The organism is Streptomyces sp. SDT5-1 (assembly GCF_052245995.1).
Taxonomy (GTDB): domain Bacteria; phylum Actinomycetota; class Actinomycetes; order Streptomycetales; family Streptomycetaceae; genus Streptomyces.
This window is the reverse complement of record NZ_CM125963.1, coordinates 8037432-8053673: the sequence shown is the minus strand read 5'-3', so window position 1 is coordinate 8053673 and position 16242 is coordinate 8037432. Positions and strand designations below refer to the sequence as shown.

The following is a 16242-nucleotide window of genomic DNA, read 5'->3' as shown; positions in this document are numbered from 1 at the left end:
CGACGCGTCAACGGCCGCGTACGGACCGCGGGTTGGGATCACCGGACGCCGGAGGACGCGATGATGCAGAACGTGGCCAACACCCTGCGGGCCCTCGAAGAGGTCGCGGCCCGCCAGCCCGTCGGCGTCGCCGACCTCGCCAGGGCCCTCGACCTGCCCAAGAGCTCCGTCCAGCGCTCCCTCGTCACCCTGCACACCACGGGCTGGATCCGCCCCGCCGGAGGCACCCCCACGCGCTGGGTGGTCACCACCAAGGCGCTGCACGTCGGACGGCACGCCACGGACGAGCTGGGCCTGCGCGACGCCGCGCTCCCGGTCATGGAGGAGCTGCGCCGCGAGACCGACGAGACGGTCCACCTGGCGGTCCGTGAGGGCGGCAGGGTGCTGCTGGTCGAGCGGCTCCAGACCAGCAAGGCGGTGCGCATCATCCTGCCGCTCGGCCAGGACCTGCCGATGCACGCGTCGGCCAACGGCAAGGCGGTGCTCGCCGCCGACCCCGACGACGCGGTCGCGCGCTACCTCGACGAGGGCCTGCCCCGGTACACCGGCACCACCGTCACCGACCGCGAGCAACTCCTCGCGGAGGTCCGGGAGATCAGGACCCGCGGCTACGCGACGAACTCCGGCGAGTGGCGCGACGACGTCTCGGCGGTGGCCTCCGCGGTCCTCGGCTCCGACGGCCTCCCGGTCGCCAGCGTGAGTGTGAATGTTCCGACGAGCCGGATGACACCGTCCGCGGCCGCCACCTTCGGTGGCCTCGTCCAGGAGGCGGCGCGGACGATCAGCGCCCGCATCTCCTGAGCCGCAAGGTGTCTTGACGAGCCATCAGAGCGCTTCCATACTCTCGCCCCAACCCGAAACGCAGATTCCGGATTCCGGAACGTCCTGAATGTGTGGTGACCACCGACCGAAGGCGAGGAAGCCTCGTGTCAGATCAAGTCATCTCCATCATCGGCCTCGTGCTCGTGTTCCTCATCGCAACGTTCACCAAGGTGCACATGGGCGTCGTCGCCGTCGTCGCCGCCTTTGTCGTCGGCACGGCCGTCGCAGGTGAGACGGCCGACGAGATTTTCGCCGGGTTTCCCGGTGATCTGTTCGTGGTGCTCGTGGGCGTCACGCTGTTGTTCGCGATCGCCAAGAACAATGGGACCGTCGACTGGCTCGTGCAGGCGTCGACGCGTGCCGTGCGCGGGAGGATCGCCCTCATTCCGTGGGTGATGTTCCTGATCACGGGGGCGCTGACGGCCTCCGGTGCGGTGGTGCCGGGGGCCGTGGGCATCATGGCGCCGATCGGCATGGGCTTCGCCGTGCGGCACAGGATCAACCCGATTCTGATGGGCCTGCTCATCATCAACGGCGCGAGCGCCGGTGGCTTCTCGCCGATCAGTATCTTCGGCACGATCACCAACGGCGTGGTGCAGCGGGAGGATCTGCCCGGCAGCGAGGGCATGCTCTTCCTCAGCTCGTTCCTGTTCAACCTGGTGCTGAGCGTGATCGTCTTCTTCCTGTTCGGCGGGCGCAAGCTGCTGGGGCGGAGGGCGGAGACACCAGGGGCCGGCGGCAGCTCGTCGGCGCCTTCGGTCTCGGGGCCCTCGGGAGGCGGCTCCGCGCCGATTCCCGCGCCCGCGCCGGCAGGTGGTCAGCAGGTGGCCGCGGCGCCCACCGCCGCGCCTCCCAAGCCCGCACCGGTGGCGCAGGACCCGGAGGAGGAGGTCGTCCGGCTCGACCTCGCGCGGACGCTCACCGTGCTCGGTGTCATCAGCCTGGCCGTCGGCTCGCTCGCCTTCGACCTCGACGTGGGATTGATGGCCTTCGTCGTGTCGGCCGTGCTGTGCCTGGTGTCCCCCGCCTCCGCGAAGGGCGCGGTGGAGCGCTGCGCCTGGCCGACGGTGCTGCTGGTGTGCGGCATCGTGATGTACGTCAGCCTGATGGACAAGATGGGCACCATCAAGTGGGCAGGCGAGAGCGTCAGCGACCTCGGCACACCGTTGGTGTCCGCCCTGCTGATCTGTCTGATCGGCGGTGTGGTGTCGGCGTTCGCGTCCACGACCGGCATTCTCGGCGCCCTCATCCCGCTGGCCGTGCCGTTCCTGGCCGGTGGGGAGATCGGCGCCATCGGGATGATCAGCGCGCTGGCCATCTCGTCGTCGGTCGTGGACTCGTCGCCGTTCTCCACCTCCGGTGCCCTGACCGTGGCCGGGGCACCGGAGGAGATGCGGGACACCGTCTTCAAGCGGTTGATGGCGTGGGGTCTGAGCATGACCCTGGTGGCCCCGCTCGCCACCTGGGTCGTCTTCATCGTCCCCGGCCAGCTGTGAGCGGATGTCGCCGGGTCAGCGGGTCAACTGCTTCAGTGCGACGTTGAGTTCGAGCACGTTGACCCGCGGCTCGCCCATGAAGCCGAGGTCCCGGCCGTCCGTGTGCGCGTCGACGAGCCGCTGCACCGTGGAGACGGGGAGGTGGTTGCGCTCGGCAACCCGGTGCACCTGAAGGTCGGCGTACGCGGGTGAGATGTCCGGGTCGAGGCCGGAGCCCGATGAGGTGACGGCGTCGGCCGGGACATCCGACGCCCGTACGCGGTACGTGGCCGTGGAGTTGTCCTCGACGACGGCGGCCTTGGCGGCGTCGACCTGCTTGACGAGTTCCTTGTTGTCGCCGGCGAGGTTGGTGGCCCCGGACACCAGCAGCTTGTACTGGCGGTTGACGCTGTTCTCGCCGAGCCCGTTCGAGGGGCGCGGCTGGAACCACCTCAGGTCTGGTTTGCCGTCCTTGGTGAGGTACCGCTGGCCGATGAGGGAGGAGCCGACGACCTTGCCGTCGGAGCTGACCTCCGAGCCGTTCGCCTTGTCGTGGAAGGCGGCCTGCGCGACGCCGGTGACCGCCAGCGGGTAGAGCACGCCGCACACGACGGTGAGGACGACGAGGGCGCGCAGTCCCGCCCACAGCAACCGGCCGGTGTTTCCTACGGAGTTGTTCATGGTCGATCAGCCGATTCCGGGGATGAGGGAGATGAGCAGGTCGATGAGCTTGATGCCGATGAAGGGGGCCACGAGCCCGCCGAGGCCGTAGATCCCGAGGTTGCGGCGGAGCAGCCGGTCCGCGCTGAGCGGCCGGTACCTGACGCCCTTCAGGGCGAGCGGGACCAGCGCGACGATGATGAGCGCATTGAAAATCACCGCGGAGAGGATCGCCGAGTCGGGGCTGGACAGTCCCATGATGTTGAGCTTGTCCAGGCCGGGGTGGACGGCGGCGAACAGTGCCGGGATGATCGCGAAGTACTTGGCGACGTCGTTGGCGATCGAGAAGGTGGTCAACGCGCCGCGGGTGATGAGGAGTTGCTTGCCGATCTCGACGATCTCGATGAGCTTGGTGGGGTCGGAGTCGAGGTCGACCATGTTGCCGGCCTCCTTGGCGGCCGACGTGCCGGTGTTCATCGCTACGCCGACGTCGGCCTGCGCGAGGGCGGGCGCGTCGTTGGTGCCGTCGCCGGTCATGGCGACGAGCTTGCCGCCCGCCTGTTCCCGTTTGATGAGCGCCATCTTGTCCTCGGGGGTGGCCTCGGCGAGGTAGTCGTCGACGCCCGCCTCCGCGGCGATGGCCTTGGCGGTCAGCGGATTGTCGCCGGTGATCATGACGGTCCTGATGCCCATGCGGCGCAGTTCGGCGAACCGCTCGCGCATGCCGTCCTTGACGACGTCCTTGAGGTGGATGACACCGAGGACGCGGGCGCCTTCGGTGTCCTCGACGGCCACGAGGAGCGGGGTGCCGCCCGCCTCGGAGATGCGGTCGGTGAGGTCGCGGGCGTCGGGGGCGACGCTGCCGCCGCGCTCCTCGACCCAGTCGAGGACGGCTCCGGCGGCGCCCTTGCGGATGCTGCGGCCCGCGACGTCGACGCCGGACATGCGGGTCTGCGCGGTGAACTCGATCCATTCGGCCTCGGCCAGTTCGCCCTGGTGCCGTTCGCGCAGCCCGTACGCCTCCTTGGCGAGGACGACGACGGAGCGGCCCTCGGGTGTCTCGTCGGCGAGCGAGGAGAGTTGCGCGGCGTCCGCGACCTCGGCCTCGGTGGTGCCCCGTACGGGGACGAAGGCGGCGGCGCGGCGGTTGCCGAGGGTGATGGTGCCGGTCTTGTCGAGCAGCAGCGTCGAGACGTCACCCGCGGCCTCCACGGCCCGTCCCGACATGGCGAGGACGTTGCGCTGCACGAGCCGGTCCATGCCGGCGATGCCGATGGCGGAGAGCAGCGCGCCGATGGTGGTCGGGATGAGACACACCAGGAGGGCGACGAGGACGACCATGGTGAGCTGCTTGCCCGCGTAGTCGGCGAAGGGCGGCAGGGTGGCGACCGCGAGGAGGAAGACGACGGTCAGCGAGGCGAGCAGGATGTTCAGCGCGATCTCGTTGGGTGTCTTCTGCCGGGCCGCCCCCTCGACGAGGTTGATCATGCGGTCGATGAAGGTCTCGCCAGGCTTGGTGGTGACCTTGACGACGATGCGGTCGGAGAGGACCTTCGTGCCGCCGGTGACCGCGCACCGGTCGCCGCCGGACTCGCGGATGACGGGGGCGGACTCGCCGGTGATGGCGGACTCGTCGACGGACGCGACGCCTTCGACGACGTCTCCGTCGCCGGGGATGGTGTCTCCGGCCTCGCACACGACGAGGTCTCCGACGCGCAGTTCGGTGCCGGCGACGACGCTGCCGTCGACCTTGCGGGCGACGGTGTCGGTCTTCGCCCTGCGCAGGGTTTCGGCCTGCGCCTTGCCGCGGCCCTCGGCGACGGCCTCGGCGAGGTTCGCGAAGATGACGGTGAGCCAGAGCCAGGCGCTGATGGCCCAGCCGAATCCGTCGGTGGGGTGCAGGCAGGCGAAGACCGTGGTGAGGACGGAGCCGACGAGCACGACGAACATGACGGGTGACTTGACCATGACGCGCGGGTCGAGCTTGCGGCAGGCGTCGGGAAGCGACCTGAGCAGCTGCCGCGGGTCGAAGAGTCCTGCTCCCGCCCGTGCGTCGGCGGCCGGTTGGGCGAGGGGTTCGGTGTGTACGGTCATGAGGCGAGCCCCTCCGCGAGCGGGCCCAGCGCGAGCGCCGGGAAGTACGTCAGGCCGGTGATGATGAGGAGTGTGCCGACCAGGAGCCCGCTGAACAGGGGCTTGTTGGTGCGCAGGGTGCCGGCGGTGGCCGGGACCGGCGTCTGCTCGGCCAGTGATCCGGCGAGCGCGAGCACGAACACCATCGGCAGGAAGCGGCCGAGGAGCATCGCGAGGCCGATGGTGGTGTTGAACCAGGGTGTGTCGGCGGACAGTCCGGCGAATGCCGAGCCGTTGTTGTTGGCGCCGGACGTGTACGCGTAGAGGATCTCGGAGAAGCCGTGTGCGCCGGGGTTGAGCATGGAGTGCGTGGGCGTCGGCAGGGCCATGGCGAAGGCGGTGAACACGAGGACGAGGGCCGGGGTGATCAGGATGTAGCAGGCCGCGAACTTGATCTCGCGGGTGCCGATCTTCTTGCCGAGGTACTCGGGGGTGCGGCCGACCATGAGTCCGGCGATGAACACGGCGATGATCGCCATGATGAGCATGCCGTAGAGGCCCGAGCCGACGCCGCCTGGGGCGATCTCGCCGAGCTGCATGCCGAGCATGGTGATGCCGCCGCCGAGTCCGGTGAACGAGGAGTGGAAGCCGTCGACCGCGCCGGTCGAGGTGAGCGTCGTGGAGACGGCGAAGAGGGAGGTGCCGGCGATGCCGAAGCGGGTCTCCTTGCCCTCCATCGCGCCGCCCGCCGCCTGGAACGCGGGGCCGTGGTGGGCGAATTCGGTCCACATCATCAGAGCGACGAAGCCGAGCCAGATGGTGGCCATCGTGGCGAGGATCGCGTAGCCCTGCCTGACCGAGCCGACCATGGTGCCGAAGGTGCGGGTCAGGGCGGTCGGGATGAGCAGGATGAGGAAGATCTCGAAGAGGTTGGTGAATCCGGTGGGGTTCTCGAAGGGGTGGGCGGAGTTGGCGTTGAAGTAGCCGCCGCCGTTGGTGCCCAGCTCCTTGATGGCCTCCTGGGAGGCGACGGCGCCCCCGTTCCACTGCTGGGTGCCGCCCGTGAACTGCCCGACCTCGTGGATGCCGGCGAAGTTCTGGAGGGCTCCGCAGGCGACGAGGACGAGGGCGCCGACGACGGCGATCGGCACGAGGACGCGGACGACGCCGCGCACGAGGTCGGCCCAGAAGTTGCCGAGTTCGCCGGTGCGCGAGCGGGCGAAGCCGCGGACGAGGGCGACCGCGACGGCGATGCCCACGGCCGCCGACACGAAGTTCTGCACGGCGAGCCCGGCGGTCTGCACGACGTGGCCCATGGCCTGCTCGCCCGCGTACGACTGCCAGTTGGTGTTGGAGACGAAGGACGCCGCCGTGTTGAAGGCCTGGTCGGGGTCGATCGAGGCGAAGCCGAGCGAACCGGGCAGGCTGCCCTGGAGGCGCTGCAACAGGTACAGGAAGAGGACGCCCACGGCGGAGAAGGCGAGGACACCGCGCAGATAGGCGGTCCAGCGCATCTCGGCGTCGGGGTTGGCGCCGATGGCCCGGTAGATCCACTTCTCCGCCCTGAGGTGCCGGGTGGAGGAGTAGACGCGGGCCATGTGGTCGCCGAGGGGCCGGTAGGCCAGCGCGAGCGCGGCTATGAGCGCGAGCAGCTGGAGCACTCCGGCGAGTTCGGGGCTCATATCTGTGCTCAGAACCTCTCCGGGTAGATGAGGGCGAGGACGAGATAGCCCAGGAGGGCGACGGCCACGACGAGGCCGACGATGTTCTCGGCGGTCACAGCTTGGTCACCCCCTTGGCGACGAGGGCCACCAGCGCGAAGACCGCGATCGTGGTGACGACGAAGGCCACGTCGGCCATCGTGAGCTCCCTGGGTGAAAGTCGGGCGTGGAACTGACACTCCGAGGAAACCCCCGGTCAGAGCCGGTTTCGCGATCCGTTGACGGCTCCCATACGGCACTGTGTTCGCCCTTGACGCGTCTCTTACGCCCCAGCGCGCGCGGGGCCGGCCCGCGGGGTCGTGGAACGGTTCCGGGAGTGTCCGGGAGCTGTCACATTCGGCGCCGGGGACTGGTTCACGAGGCGCGGCGGGAGCACCGTCGAGACATGAGGGCGGGCTTCAGGGACCGCCCCGCAGGACGACCCGGAGGTTCGCCATGTGTTCCCACCACCCCGCGTGCCCGAACCCCGAGCACGTCGTCGCCGCCCACCCCGAGCAGGGCTGGAGCCTGCGCTGCGACGGCACGATCGTCTTCGACGACACGGGCGAGCTGCGCCCCGACGGCGCCGTCGTCGCCCCGCACCGCCCCCTCGACGTGACCCGCCTGACGTTCGCGGCCTGAGCCGGGGCTATCGGGGCCGGTACACCTCGACGCGGTCGAGCGTCGCGTGTCCGGTGACGGCGAGGATGTCACCGAGGCCGGCGAGGAGGGCCCGTACCTTCGGCTCGTCGTCGACGACGCACACGAGGACACCGCCGCCGTCCCCGTGGACGCCGTGCAGGACCGTGGCCCCGGCGAGGCCCGCCCGGTGCGCGCGGCGCACGATCTCGGCGTAGGCGGGCCTGTGGTGCCACAGTGCGGTGCTCGGCAGGTGCACGGTCAGGCGTGCGGCAGGACCGGGTCGCGGCATGGGCCCACCCCCCAACAGCAGGTTCCTGCTGGGACGTTAGCCGTCCGGCCGTGTCATGCCCAGACGGCTGCCGCGAGGGCCGCGCCGGTGAAGGCGGCGCCGAGTCCGGCGACGACGCTCCCCGCCACGTTGACGGCGGCGTAGAAGCGGGCCCCGTCCTCGGCCAGACGCAGCGTCTCGTACGAGAACGTGGAGTACGTCGACAGGGCGCCGCACAGGCCCGTGCCGAGGAGCAGTTGCACCTGCGAGGAGGCGCCTCCGGCGGCGACGGCGCCGGTGACGAGGCCGAGGATCAGGGATCCCGTGACGTTGACGGCGAAGGTGCCCCAGGGGAACACCGTGTCGTGCCGGGACTGGACGGTGCGGTCGGTGAGGTAGCGCAGGGGTGCGCCGATCATCGCGCCCACGATCACCAGCAGCCAGTTCACGCCTCTCCCCCGTCCTCGGCCGTGCGGCCCACGTAGCGGATGACCTCGCAGTCGTCGAGGATCACGAGTCCCTCGGTGACGAGTTCGTCGATGCGCGGCAGGAAGGCGCGGATCCGGTCCTCGGTGTCGACGATGACGATGAGCACCGGCAGGTCCTCGCTCATCGACAGCAGGCGGCTGGTGTGGATGAGCGAGGAGGCGCCGAAGCCCTCGATGCCGCGGAAGACCGAGGCGCCGGCGAGGCCCGCCTCGTGGGCGCGGTGCACGATCTCGGCGTAGACGGGCTTGTGGTGCCAGGTGTCGTTCTCGCCGATGAAGATCGAGACACGCAGGGCGGTACCGGTCAGACGGACCGGGCGGTCGGTGGTCACCGCTGCCTCCATTCGATGACGCGGCGGGTCAGATGGGCGGCGGCCCACACGGCGGCGAGCGCCACGCACGCGGTGAGCGCGAGGTAGCCGAGCGCGGTGCGCGGATGGCCGTCGGCGATCAGGGTCCTGATGTCGACGGCGTACGTGGAGAAGGTGGTGAAGCCGCCGAGGACGCCGGTGCCGAAGAACGGCCTGACCAGGCGGTGGGCCGCCCACACATCACTGATGACGACCATGAAGACGCCGATGACGGCGCAGCCGATCGCGTTGACGACCAGCGTCGTCCAGGGGAAGGTTCCGGCCGCCGTGGGCCACAGCAGGCTCGCGCCGTAGCGGGCGCTCGCGCCGACGGCTCCGCCGAGCGAGACCACGGCGACGACGGGTCCCTGACCCCGCCAGGCGGCCGTGCGCCGGACGGGGACGCGCAGATCCACGTCCGGGTCGACGGGTTCGTTCAGCATCGGGGTGCGGGCCTCTCCCACGTACGTCTCCTACTCGCCGGGCACACAGGTTACGGGTGTGCGTCGCCGCAAGTAGGGACCGTTGGCGGCGTCCTTGCCGCGGTTGGAGGACGGCGGGCCCCACCGCCGCGCGGTGATCGTTGCCACCGCCACGAAAATCGTACCTCGCGCCGCGCCTGCCCACCGCCCGGGGCGGCGCCTTGGTAGCGTCACGAGCCCGACCCCGATCTGGTGGCCGCCCATGACACCGCTCGCCGTCTTCCTGCCCGCACTGGACGCGGTCCCCCGCTGGCTGCGGATCACGGCGGCGGTCGTGATCCTCGGCCTGATGGTGACGCGTGTCTGGCTGTACGCCCGCCGCCGTTCCCGCCGCCGCAAATGACCGCGCGGGCGCTAGGATCACCCCTGTGACGACCGGGTCGGCCTTGTGCCACGCACGAGTGAGGTTCCCGGCCCTGGCGTGAGCCCGGGGCGGGGGCGCGACCCGCCGATCCCTCCGTGTTCCCTGTGCGCCCGGCGCCCTTTGCGCGGCGCCGTGTCCCTGCGACATCCACGACCGGAGAGACCGGAGAGACCTCACACCATGCATGTTCAGCTGAACCACACCGTCGTCCACGCGAGCGACCGGCACCTGTCCGCCGAGTTCCTCACCGCGATCCTCGGCCTGGAGGTGGGCGCGCCGTTCGGGCCGTTCCTGCCCGTCGACCTCGGCAACGACGTGACGCTCGACTACTACGAGCAGCGGGACGCGCCGATCCAGCCGCAGCACTACGCGTTCCTCGTGCCGGAGGAGGCGTTCGACGGGATGATCGCCCGCCTTGAGGCGGTCGGGGTGACGTACTTCGCGGACCCGGGGCACACCGAGCCGGGCCGCACCAACGACCTGTTCGGCGGGCGCGGGGCCTACTTCGCCGATCCGGACGGGCACAACATGGAGATCATGACGCGGCCGTACGCCCGCCCCTGACCCGACAGGGGCGGGCGGCGCGACCGCGTGTCAGCCCTGGACGCGGATCAGCTTCTTGTTGGCGAACTCCGCCATGCCGTACTTGCCCAGCTCGCGGCCGATGCCGGACCGCTTGACACCGCCGAAGGGCAGGTCGGCCTGGGTGCCGGCGAAGCCGTTGATCCACACCATGCCGGTGTCGAGCCGGTCGGCGACCCGCTTGGCGCGCTCGACGTCGCCGCTCCACACGGCGCCGCCGAGCCCGTACGGCGAGCTGTTGGCCAGCTCTACGGCGGCGTCCTCGTCGGCCACCGGGTAGACGACGGCTACGGGGCCGAACAGCTCCTCGGTGTAGGCGCGCATCTCGGGCGTGATGCCGGTGAGCACGGTCGGCTCGACGTACGCGCCGGGGCCCTCGCCGCGGCCGCCGCCGGTGTGCAGGGTCGCGCCCTTGTCGACGGCGTCCTTGATCTGCTCGAGGAGCTGGTCGGCGGCGGCCCGCGAGGACAGCGGGCCGAACTTGGTGCCGGGCTCCAGCGGGTCGCCGGGCTCCACCCGCGAGACGTTCGCGGTCAGCTCGCGCACGAAGTCCTCGTAGAGGCCCTCCTCGACGAGGAAGCGCTTGGGCGAGTTGCAGGCCTGCCCCGCGTTGCCGAGCCGGCCGCCCGCCGCCGCGCGGGCCGTCTTCGCGACGTCCTCGGTGTCGAGGAGGATGAACGCGTCGGAGCCGCCCAGTTCCAGGACGCACTTCTTGAGGTTGCGGCCCGCGATCTCGGCGACGGCGGAGCCCGCGCGCTCGCTGCCGGTAAGCGAGACACCCTGGTTGCGCGGGTCGGCGATGATGTCGGCGACCTGCTCATTGGTGGCGAAGATGTTGATGTACGCGCCGGTGGGCAGCCCGGCGTCGGCGAAGATCTGCTCCATCGCGAGGGCGGCCTGCGGGCAGCTCGGCGCGTGCTTGAGCAGGATCGTGTTGCCGAGCATCAGGTTCGGCGCGGCGAACCGCGCCACCTGGTAGTACGGGTAGTTCCACGGCATGATCCCGAGGAGCGAGCCGAGCGGGGCGGTGCGCACGGTGGCGGTGCCGCCGCCGCTGACGGACAGTTCCTCGTCGGCGAGGAAGCCGGGGCCCTCGGTGGCGTAGTACGCGTAGATGCTGGTGACGATGTCGATCTCGCCCTTGGCCTGGGCGAGCGGCTTGCCCATCTCCAGGCTGATGATGCGGGCGAGCTCGTCCTTGCGCTCCTGGTAGATCTCGCCGACGCGGCGCAGCACCGCCGAGCGGGTCTCGACGGGCGACTCGCGCCAACTCTGGTACGCCGCATGGGAGTCGGCCAGTGCGGTCTCGATCTGCTTCGCGGACGCCTCGGGGAATTCCTCGAGGGTCTCGCCGGTCGCGGGGTTCACCGTTTTGTAGGCCGTCATGGTCGCGACCATACCTTTCGTGTCCGGGGCTCCGCGATGGCACGGAAACGTGCTACGACATATTGACGCTGCTGCGGGAATGCGTGGAGTGTTGAGGGTCCGAGGACGTTCGACGACAAGGGGACCGCCATGGCCGGCGTCGAGTTCCGGACCGCCCCGACGCACTACCGCCACTGGACACTGAAGGTCGACGGCGACGTCGCCACGCTCACGCTGGACGTCACGGAGCGGGGCGGCCTCGTGCCCGGCTACGAGCTGAAGCTCAACTCGTACGACCTGGGGGTGGACATCGAGCTGTACGACGCCGTGCAGCGGCTGCGATTCGAGCACCCCGGGGTGCGGGCCGTGGTGGTGACGAGCGGCAAGGAGAAGGTGTTCTGCGCGGGGGCGAACATCCGGATGCTGGCCGCGTCCGACCACGCGTGGAAGGTGAACTTCTGCAAGTTCACGAACGAGACGCGCAACGCCGTCGAGGACGCCACCGCGCACTCCGGGCAGACGTATCTCGCCGCCGTCAACGGCACGGCGTCGGGCGGCGGTTACGAGTTGGCGCTGGCCTGCGAGCGGATCCTGCTGGTCGACGACCGCTCGACCACGGTGTCGCTGCCCGAGCTGCCACTCCTTGGCGTGCTGCCGGGCACCGGCGGTCTGACGCGGCTCGTCGACAAGCGGCATGTGCGCAGGGACCTCGCCGACCACTTCGCGACGCGCCCTGAGGGCGTGGGCGGCGCACGGGCCGTGCGCCGGCGACTCGTCGACGAGGCGGTGCCCCGCAAGGAGTGGGAGCGCACGGTGGCCGCCCGCGCCGCGGAGGCCGCCGCACGCTCCGACCGGCCGACCGGCGGCGCCCGGGGCGTGCGCCTCACGCCGCTGGAGAAGACGCGGACCGCGGACCGGATCGCGTACCGGTACGCGCACGCGGCGCTCGACCACGACCGGCGGCTCGTGGAGATCACCCTCGAGGGGCCTGGCGCCGACGCCCCGGCCGACCTCGCCGCGCTGCACGCGCAGGGCGACGCGGGCTGGTCCCTCGCCCTGGCCCGCGAGCTCGACGACCTCGTGCTCGATCTGCGCACGAACGAACCGGAGTTGGGCACCTGGGTGCTGCGCAGCCGCGGCGACGCGGCCCGGGTCCTCGCCCACGACGCGCTGCTGCTCGCCCACCCCGACGACTGGCTCGCCCGCGAGATCACGCTCTACCTCAAGCGCACGCTCAAGCGGCTCGACCTGAGCAGCCGCAGCCTCGTCGCCCTGGTCGAGCCGGGCAGTTGCTTCGCCGGGACGCTCCTGGAGGTCGTGCTCGCCGCCGACCGCTCCTTCCATCTCGCCGGTGTCTTCGAGGAGGTGGACCCGGACGCCGAGCCCGCCGCGCTCACCGTGGGGCCGATGAACCTGGGCGCGCTGCCCATGAGCAACGGCCTGAGCCGCCTGGAGACCCGGTTCCTCGGCGACGAGAAGTCCCTCGCCGACGCGCGGGCCGCCGAGGGCCGGCCGCTGGACGCCGAGGAGGCCGAGCGGCTCGGCCTGGTCACCTTCGCGCCCGACGACATCGACTGGGACGAGGAGGTGCGGATCGCCCTCGAGGAGCGGGCCGGGTTCAGCCCGGACGCGCTCACCGGCCTGGAGGCGAATCTGCGCTTCGCGGGTCCCGAGACGCTGGAGACCAAGATCTTCGGCCGTCTCACCGCCTGGCAGAACTGGATCTTCAACCGTCCGAACGCCTCCGGTGCCGACGGCGCCCTGCGCAGGTACGGCACCGGGCGGCGCGCGGAATTCGACCGGAAGCGGGTGTGACCGTGGCGCTCTTCGCCGACTACACCGACAGGATCCCCAACAACGTCGACCTGCACGAGGACCGCCGCCTGCAGCGGGCCCTGGAGTCCTGGCAGCCCGACTTCCTCTCGTGGTGGGACTCGATGGGCCCGACCCTGCCGACGGAGGACGTGTATCTGCGGACGGCGGTCGACGTCGGGCGGGACGGCTGGGCGCGGTTCGGGCACGTGGCGATGCGCGACTACCGGTGGGGCGTCTTCCTCGCCGAGCCCAAGCCCGACCGTCGTATCGCCTTCGGCGCGCACCGCGGTGAACCGGCCTGGCAGCAGGTGCCGGGCGAGTACCGGGCCGACCTCCAGCGCCTCATCGTCATCCAGGGCGACACCGAACCGGCCAGCGTGGAGCAGCAGCGCAACCTCGGGGCGACCGCGCCGAGCCTTTACGACCTGCGCAATCTCTTCCAGGTGAACGTGGAGGAGGGCCGCCACCTGTGGGCGATGGTGTATCTGCTGCACGCCTACTTCGGCCGGGAGGGCCGCGAGGAGGCGGAGGAGCTGCTGCACCGCAACTCCGGGAGCGAGGAGTCGCCGCGCATCCTCGGTGCGTTCAACGAGGAGACGCCGGACTGGCTGTCGTTCTTCATGTTCACGTACTTCACCGACCGCGACGGCAAGTACCAGCTGGGCACGCTCAAGGAGTCGGCGTTCGACCCGCTGTCGCGCACCTGCGAGTTCATGCTGAAGGAGGAGGCCCACCACATGTTCGTGGGCACCACCGGCATCGACCGGGTGGTGGGGCGCACGGCCGAGCTGATGCGCGAGCACGACAGCGACGACGTGAGCGCGTGCGGCGGCATACCGCTGGACGTGCTCCAGAAGTACATCAACTTCCACTACTCGGTCTCGCTCGACCTGTTCGGCTCGGAGACGTCGACGAACGTCGCGAACTACTACACGTCGGGGCTCAAGGGCCGCTGGGGCGAGGAGCGCCGCCAGGACGACCACACGCTCACCGACGACGCGTACGCGGTCGACGCGCTGGTCGACGGGGTGTTCGGGCAGCGGGAGGTCGCGGCGCTCGTGGGCCTCAACACCGATCTGCGCCGCGAGTACATCCGCGACTGCCACAGCGGCCTGAACCGCTGGAACCGGATCCTGGAGGAGGCCGGGGTCGACCGGCGTCTGTATCTGCCGCACGTGGCGTTCAACCGGCGGGTCGGCGCGTTCGCCGGCGTCGAGGCGGCGCCCGACGGCACGATCCTCACCGCGGAGGCATGGGAGGACGGCAGGGGCGCCTGGCTGCCGACCGACGTCGACAAGGCGTATATCCGCTCGCTGATGCGGCCGGTGCACGAGCCGGGCCGCATCGCCTCCTGGATCGCGCCGCCCCGCCAGGGCATCAACGGCAAGCCGTTCGACTACGAGTACGTGCACCTCGCCTGAGCGCGGGGCGCGCGCCACCGACCTCGAGGAGCGCTGATGCTGGACGGTTTTCCGCTGATCGACGTCCATCTCCACCCGGCCCGCCTGTCCACCCTCAAGCCCACGTACGACGAGTGGACGCAGGGCGTCGCCGACCACGATCTGCTCGCCCGCGTCTACGACGGGGACGCCGTCGACCCGGAGGCGTTCCACCGGCATCTCGTCTCCGAGGGCGTGGACATCGCGCTGCTGCTGTCGGAGTACAGCCCGCGCACGACCGGCATCCAGCCCATCGAGGACCTGCTGCCGCTCACCTCGTACGATCCGGCACGGGCCAGGCCGATCGCCAACGTCAACCCGCATCTGCACTACCCGATCGAGGAGGAGCTGCGGCGCCAGCTCGACCTGGGCGCGGTCGCCTGCAAGCTGCACCCGGTGCACGCGGGCGTCGCCGCGAACGACCGGCGGCTTTACCCGGCGTACGAACTGTGCCAGTCGGCGGGCGTGCCGCTCGTCGTGCACTGCGGCACCAGCACGTTCCCCGGCTCCCTCAACAAGTACGCCGATCCGCTGTTCCTGGACGACGTGCTGCGGGACTTCCGGCGGCTCGACGTGGCGCTCGCGCACGGTGGGCGCGGCTGGTGGTACGACGCGGCGGCGTTCATGGCGCTGTCCAACGAGCGGGTGTGGATCGAGCTGTCGGGTCTGCCGCCGTCCCGGCTGCGCACGTACTACAGCAGGTACGACTGGAACCGGCTCACCCGCCGCATGATCTTCGGCACGGACTGGCCCGGTGTGCCGGGGATCGCGCACAACGCCCGCGCGGTGGCGGCCCTGTGCCCGGACGAGGAGACGACGCGGCTCGTGCTCGCGGGGAACGCGGCGCGGGTGTACCGGCTCAAGCCGGAGGGGTGACCGGGCCGGTGAGCAGGTCCCATGCACGCTGGGCGTCCCGGTGCCATGCCTCGTGCAGCTCGGTGAAGATGTTCGCGGCCCGTACGCCGATCCAGTGCGGCGGCAGCAGGTCGAGGGGCAGTTGCGGGTCGAGGGCGGGGAAGCGGCGCCAGGCGTCGACGAGCCGTACCTGCGCGAGCAGCGTGCCCTCGCCCGGTGCGACGCGCATCCCGGCGAAGGCGCGTACGAACCCCTCGTACTCGGCGGCCAGATCGCCGAGCCGCCACGCCTGCTCGACCATGTCGCGCTCGGACCCGATGCCGGCGAAGGGCCCGCAGAACGAGGACACGTCGGGGCCGAGCCCGAGGTCCTCGATCACCTGCTTGGCCTCGGCCTCGCGCGAGGTGTGCGGGCCGACCCACAGGCCGGGCGCGGGGCTGCCGAGGCCGACCCAGGTGAGCCGGGTGCGCAGCCGGTGGCGCAGTTCACGTCGGCTCTCCGGGACGCTGACGAGGAGGACGAGCCAGCGGCCGTCCCAGCGCTCGCGCTCCCTGCCGAACGAGTAGATGCGCTCGGCGCCCTCGCCGAGGAGCGTGGTGCCGTGCTCGGTCAGCGCCCAGCGCACCCGCCGCCCCGACCGCTCGGCGGTGACGATGCCGCTCGCCGACAGCCGGGTGAGCGCCTGCCGCGCGGCCTTCTCCTCGACGCCGAGGCCGTCCATGACGCGCAGCAGCTGCGAGGTCCACACGGGGGCCTCGCGCGGCAGCACGTACTCGCCGAGCACGGTGAGCAGGAGGGAGCGCGCGCTCCCCGATCCGGTCGGCTTGCTCAATCCGGGCTCCTCCGCTGGGCGTTGCCCCAG

General features: G+C 70.8%; 18 protein-coding genes. 8 read left to right on the top strand and 10 right to left on the bottom strand.

Annotated elements, in window-relative coordinates; translation table 11 throughout:
- Nucleotides 1–60: 60 nt before the first annotated feature.
- The gene (locus ACTWJ8_RS37125) at nt 61–801 is read left to right on the top strand and encodes an IclR family transcriptional regulator (RefSeq protein ID WP_356372703.1); all 741 of its coding nucleotides are present in this window, start codon (nt 61–63) and stop codon (nt 799–801) included.
- 125 nt (nt 802–926) lie between these two features.
- Nucleotides 927–2318, top strand: a complete 1392-nt coding sequence (locus ACTWJ8_RS37120) for an SLC13 family permease (protein WP_443261867.1) — start codon at nt 927–929, stop codon at nt 2316–2318.
- Between the two features lie 15 nt (nt 2319–2333).
- Here ACTWJ8_RS37120 and ACTWJ8_RS37115 read toward each other — a convergent pair whose 3' ends face one another.
- From ACTWJ8_RS37115 to kdpF, 4 genes are read right to left on the bottom strand one after another with little or no spacing between them, the layout of a single operon-like run.
- Entirely contained in the window at nt 2334–2978 is a 645-nt protein-coding gene (locus ACTWJ8_RS37115) for a potassium-transporting ATPase subunit C (protein ID WP_443261866.1), read from the bottom strand.
- Between the two features lie 6 nt (nt 2979–2984).
- The gene (gene kdpB, locus ACTWJ8_RS37110) at nt 2985–5051 is read right to left on the bottom strand and encodes a potassium-transporting ATPase subunit KdpB (protein WP_443261865.1); all 2067 of its coding nucleotides are present in this window, start codon (nt 5049–5051) and stop codon (nt 2985–2987) included.
- Nucleotides 5048–6712, bottom strand: a complete 1665-nt coding sequence (gene kdpA, locus ACTWJ8_RS37105; protein WP_356372713.1) for a potassium-transporting ATPase subunit KdpA — start codon at nt 6710–6712, stop codon at nt 5048–5050. The genes kdpB and kdpA overlap by 4 nt, the downstream gene beginning before the upstream one ends.
- An 8-nt stretch (nt 6713–6720) precedes the next feature.
- Nucleotides 6721–6810 (bottom strand): K(+)-transporting ATPase subunit F, encoded by a 90-nt coding sequence (gene kdpF, locus ACTWJ8_RS37100; protein WP_018533641.1) that lies wholly within the window; start codon nt 6808–6810, stop codon nt 6721–6723.
- A 376-nt stretch (nt 6811–7186) separates the two neighbouring features.
- On the opposite strand from kdpF, the gene ACTWJ8_RS37095 reads away from it, so the two are divergent.
- On the top strand, nt 7187–7372 hold the full coding sequence (locus ACTWJ8_RS37095) for a DUF5999 family protein (RefSeq protein WP_356372715.1): 186 nt from the start codon (nt 7187–7189) through the stop codon (nt 7370–7372).
- 7 nt (nt 7373–7379) lie between these two features.
- Here the strand turns inward: ACTWJ8_RS37095 and ACTWJ8_RS37090 are convergent, their stop codons facing one another.
- Genes ACTWJ8_RS37090 through crcB (ACTWJ8_RS37075) form a run of 4 tightly spaced genes read right to left on the bottom strand, consistent with a single transcriptional unit; the run spans nt 7380 to nt 8921 of the window.
- Nucleotides 7380–7661 carry a DUF190 domain-containing protein gene (locus ACTWJ8_RS37090; RefSeq protein WP_443261863.1) on the bottom strand — a complete coding sequence of 94 codons (282 nt, stop codon included), beginning with the start codon at nt 7659–7661 and terminating at the stop codon, nt 7380–7382.
- 53 nt (nt 7662–7714) lie between these two features.
- Nucleotides 7715–8089 (bottom strand): fluoride efflux transporter CrcB, encoded by a 375-nt coding sequence (crcB, locus tag ACTWJ8_RS37085; RefSeq protein WP_443261862.1) that lies wholly within the window; start codon nt 8087–8089, stop codon nt 7715–7717.
- The gene (locus ACTWJ8_RS37080; RefSeq protein WP_356372721.1) at nt 8086–8472 is read right to left on the bottom strand and encodes a DUF190 domain-containing protein; all 387 of its coding nucleotides are present in this window, start codon (nt 8470–8472) and stop codon (nt 8086–8088) included. The genes crcB (ACTWJ8_RS37085) and ACTWJ8_RS37080 overlap by 4 nt, the downstream gene beginning before the upstream one ends.
- Nucleotides 8457–8921 (bottom strand): fluoride efflux transporter CrcB, encoded by a 465-nt coding sequence (crcB, locus tag ACTWJ8_RS37075; RefSeq protein WP_443265107.1) that lies wholly within the window; start codon nt 8919–8921, stop codon nt 8457–8459. Before crcB (ACTWJ8_RS37075) ends, ACTWJ8_RS37080 begins: the two co-directional genes overlap by 16 nt.
- 241 nt (nt 8922–9162) lie before the next feature.
- On the opposite strand from crcB (ACTWJ8_RS37075), the gene ACTWJ8_RS37070 reads away from it, so the two are divergent.
- Together ACTWJ8_RS37070 and ACTWJ8_RS37065 are read left to right on the top strand one after the other, a co-directional pair.
- Complete coding sequence (locus tag ACTWJ8_RS37070) at nt 9163–9303, top strand: hypothetical protein (RefSeq protein ID WP_443261861.1); 141 nt, start codon at nt 9163–9165, stop codon at nt 9301–9303.
- Between the two features lie 201 nt (nt 9304–9504).
- Nucleotides 9505–9888, top strand: a complete 384-nt coding sequence (locus tag ACTWJ8_RS37065) for a VOC family protein (RefSeq protein ID WP_443261860.1) — start codon at nt 9505–9507, stop codon at nt 9886–9888.
- Between the two features lie 30 nt (nt 9889–9918).
- On the opposite strand, the gene ACTWJ8_RS37060 is transcribed toward ACTWJ8_RS37065, so the two are convergent.
- Nucleotides 9919–11292 (bottom strand): NAD-dependent succinate-semialdehyde dehydrogenase, encoded by a 1374-nt coding sequence (locus ACTWJ8_RS37060; RefSeq protein WP_443261859.1) that lies wholly within the window; start codon nt 11290–11292, stop codon nt 9919–9921.
- A gap of 129 nt (nt 11293–11421) precedes the next feature.
- On the opposite strand from ACTWJ8_RS37060, the gene boxC reads away from it, so the two are divergent.
- From boxC to ACTWJ8_RS37045, 3 genes are read left to right on the top strand one after another with little or no spacing between them, the layout of a single operon-like run.
- Complete coding sequence (gene boxC / locus ACTWJ8_RS37055; RefSeq protein WP_443261858.1) at nt 11422–13086, top strand: 2,3-epoxybenzoyl-CoA dihydrolase; 1665 nt, start codon at nt 11422–11424, stop codon at nt 13084–13086.
- A complete protein-coding gene (boxB, locus tag ACTWJ8_RS37050; RefSeq protein WP_356372730.1) occupies nt 13083–14507 on the top strand; it encodes a benzoyl-CoA 2,3-epoxidase subunit BoxB in 1425 nt (474 codons plus the stop codon). The genes boxC and boxB overlap by 4 nt, the downstream gene beginning before the upstream one ends.
- Nucleotides 14508–14543: 36 nt before the next feature.
- Complete coding sequence (locus ACTWJ8_RS37045) at nt 14544–15401, top strand: amidohydrolase family protein (RefSeq protein ID WP_443261856.1); 858 nt, start codon at nt 14544–14546, stop codon at nt 15399–15401.
- Here the strand turns inward: ACTWJ8_RS37045 and ACTWJ8_RS37040 are convergent.
- Nucleotides 15385–16212, bottom strand: coding sequence for a PaaX family transcriptional regulator (locus tag ACTWJ8_RS37040; protein ID WP_443261855.1), 828 nt, complete (start codon nt 16210–16212; stop codon nt 15385–15387). The two genes, ACTWJ8_RS37045 and ACTWJ8_RS37040, sit on opposite strands and share 17 nt — an antisense overlap.
- Nucleotides 16213–16242 lie beyond the last annotated feature (30 nt).

Excerpts from the sequence above, each read along its gene's own strand:
- ACTWJ8_RS37125 (WP_356372703.1), top strand. The coding sequence starts at position 61 with ATGATGCAGAACGTGGCCAACACCCTGCGGGCCCTCGAAGAGGTCGCG.
- ACTWJ8_RS37115 (WP_443261866.1), bottom strand. The coding sequence starts at position 2,978 with ATGAACAACTCCGTAGGAAACACCGGCCGGTTGCTGTGGGCGGGACTG.
- kdpB (WP_443261865.1), bottom strand. The coding sequence starts at position 5,051 with ATGACCGTACACACCGAACCCCTCGCCCAACCGGCCGCCGACGCACGG.
- kdpA (WP_356372713.1), bottom strand. The coding sequence starts at position 6,712 with ATGAGCCCCGAACTCGCCGGAGTGCTCCAGCTGCTCGCGCTCATAGCC.
- ACTWJ8_RS37095 (WP_356372715.1), top strand. The coding sequence starts at position 7,187 with ATGTGTTCCCACCACCCCGCGTGCCCGAACCCCGAGCACGTCGTCGCC.
- ACTWJ8_RS37090 (WP_443261863.1), bottom strand. The coding sequence starts at position 7,661 with ATGCCGCGACCCGGTCCTGCCGCACGCCTGACCGTGCACCTGCCGAGC.
- ACTWJ8_RS37080 (WP_356372721.1), bottom strand. The coding sequence starts at position 8,472 with ATGGAGGCAGCGGTGACCACCGACCGCCCGGTCCGTCTGACCGGTACC.
- crcB (WP_443265107.1), bottom strand. The coding sequence starts at position 8,921 with ATGCTGAACGAACCCGTCGACCCGGACGTGGATCTGCGCGTCCCCGTC.
- ACTWJ8_RS37070 (WP_443261861.1), top strand. The coding sequence starts at position 9,163 with ATGACACCGCTCGCCGTCTTCCTGCCCGCACTGGACGCGGTCCCCCGC.
- ACTWJ8_RS37065 (WP_443261860.1), top strand. The coding sequence starts at position 9,505 with ATGCATGTTCAGCTGAACCACACCGTCGTCCACGCGAGCGACCGGCAC.
- ACTWJ8_RS37060 (WP_443261859.1), bottom strand. The coding sequence starts at position 11,292 with ATGACGGCCTACAAAACGGTGAACCCCGCGACCGGCGAGACCCTCGAG.
- boxC (WP_443261858.1), top strand. The coding sequence starts at position 11,422 with ATGGCCGGCGTCGAGTTCCGGACCGCCCCGACGCACTACCGCCACTGG.
- ACTWJ8_RS37045 (WP_443261856.1), top strand. The coding sequence starts at position 14,544 with ATGCTGGACGGTTTTCCGCTGATCGACGTCCATCTCCACCCGGCCCGC.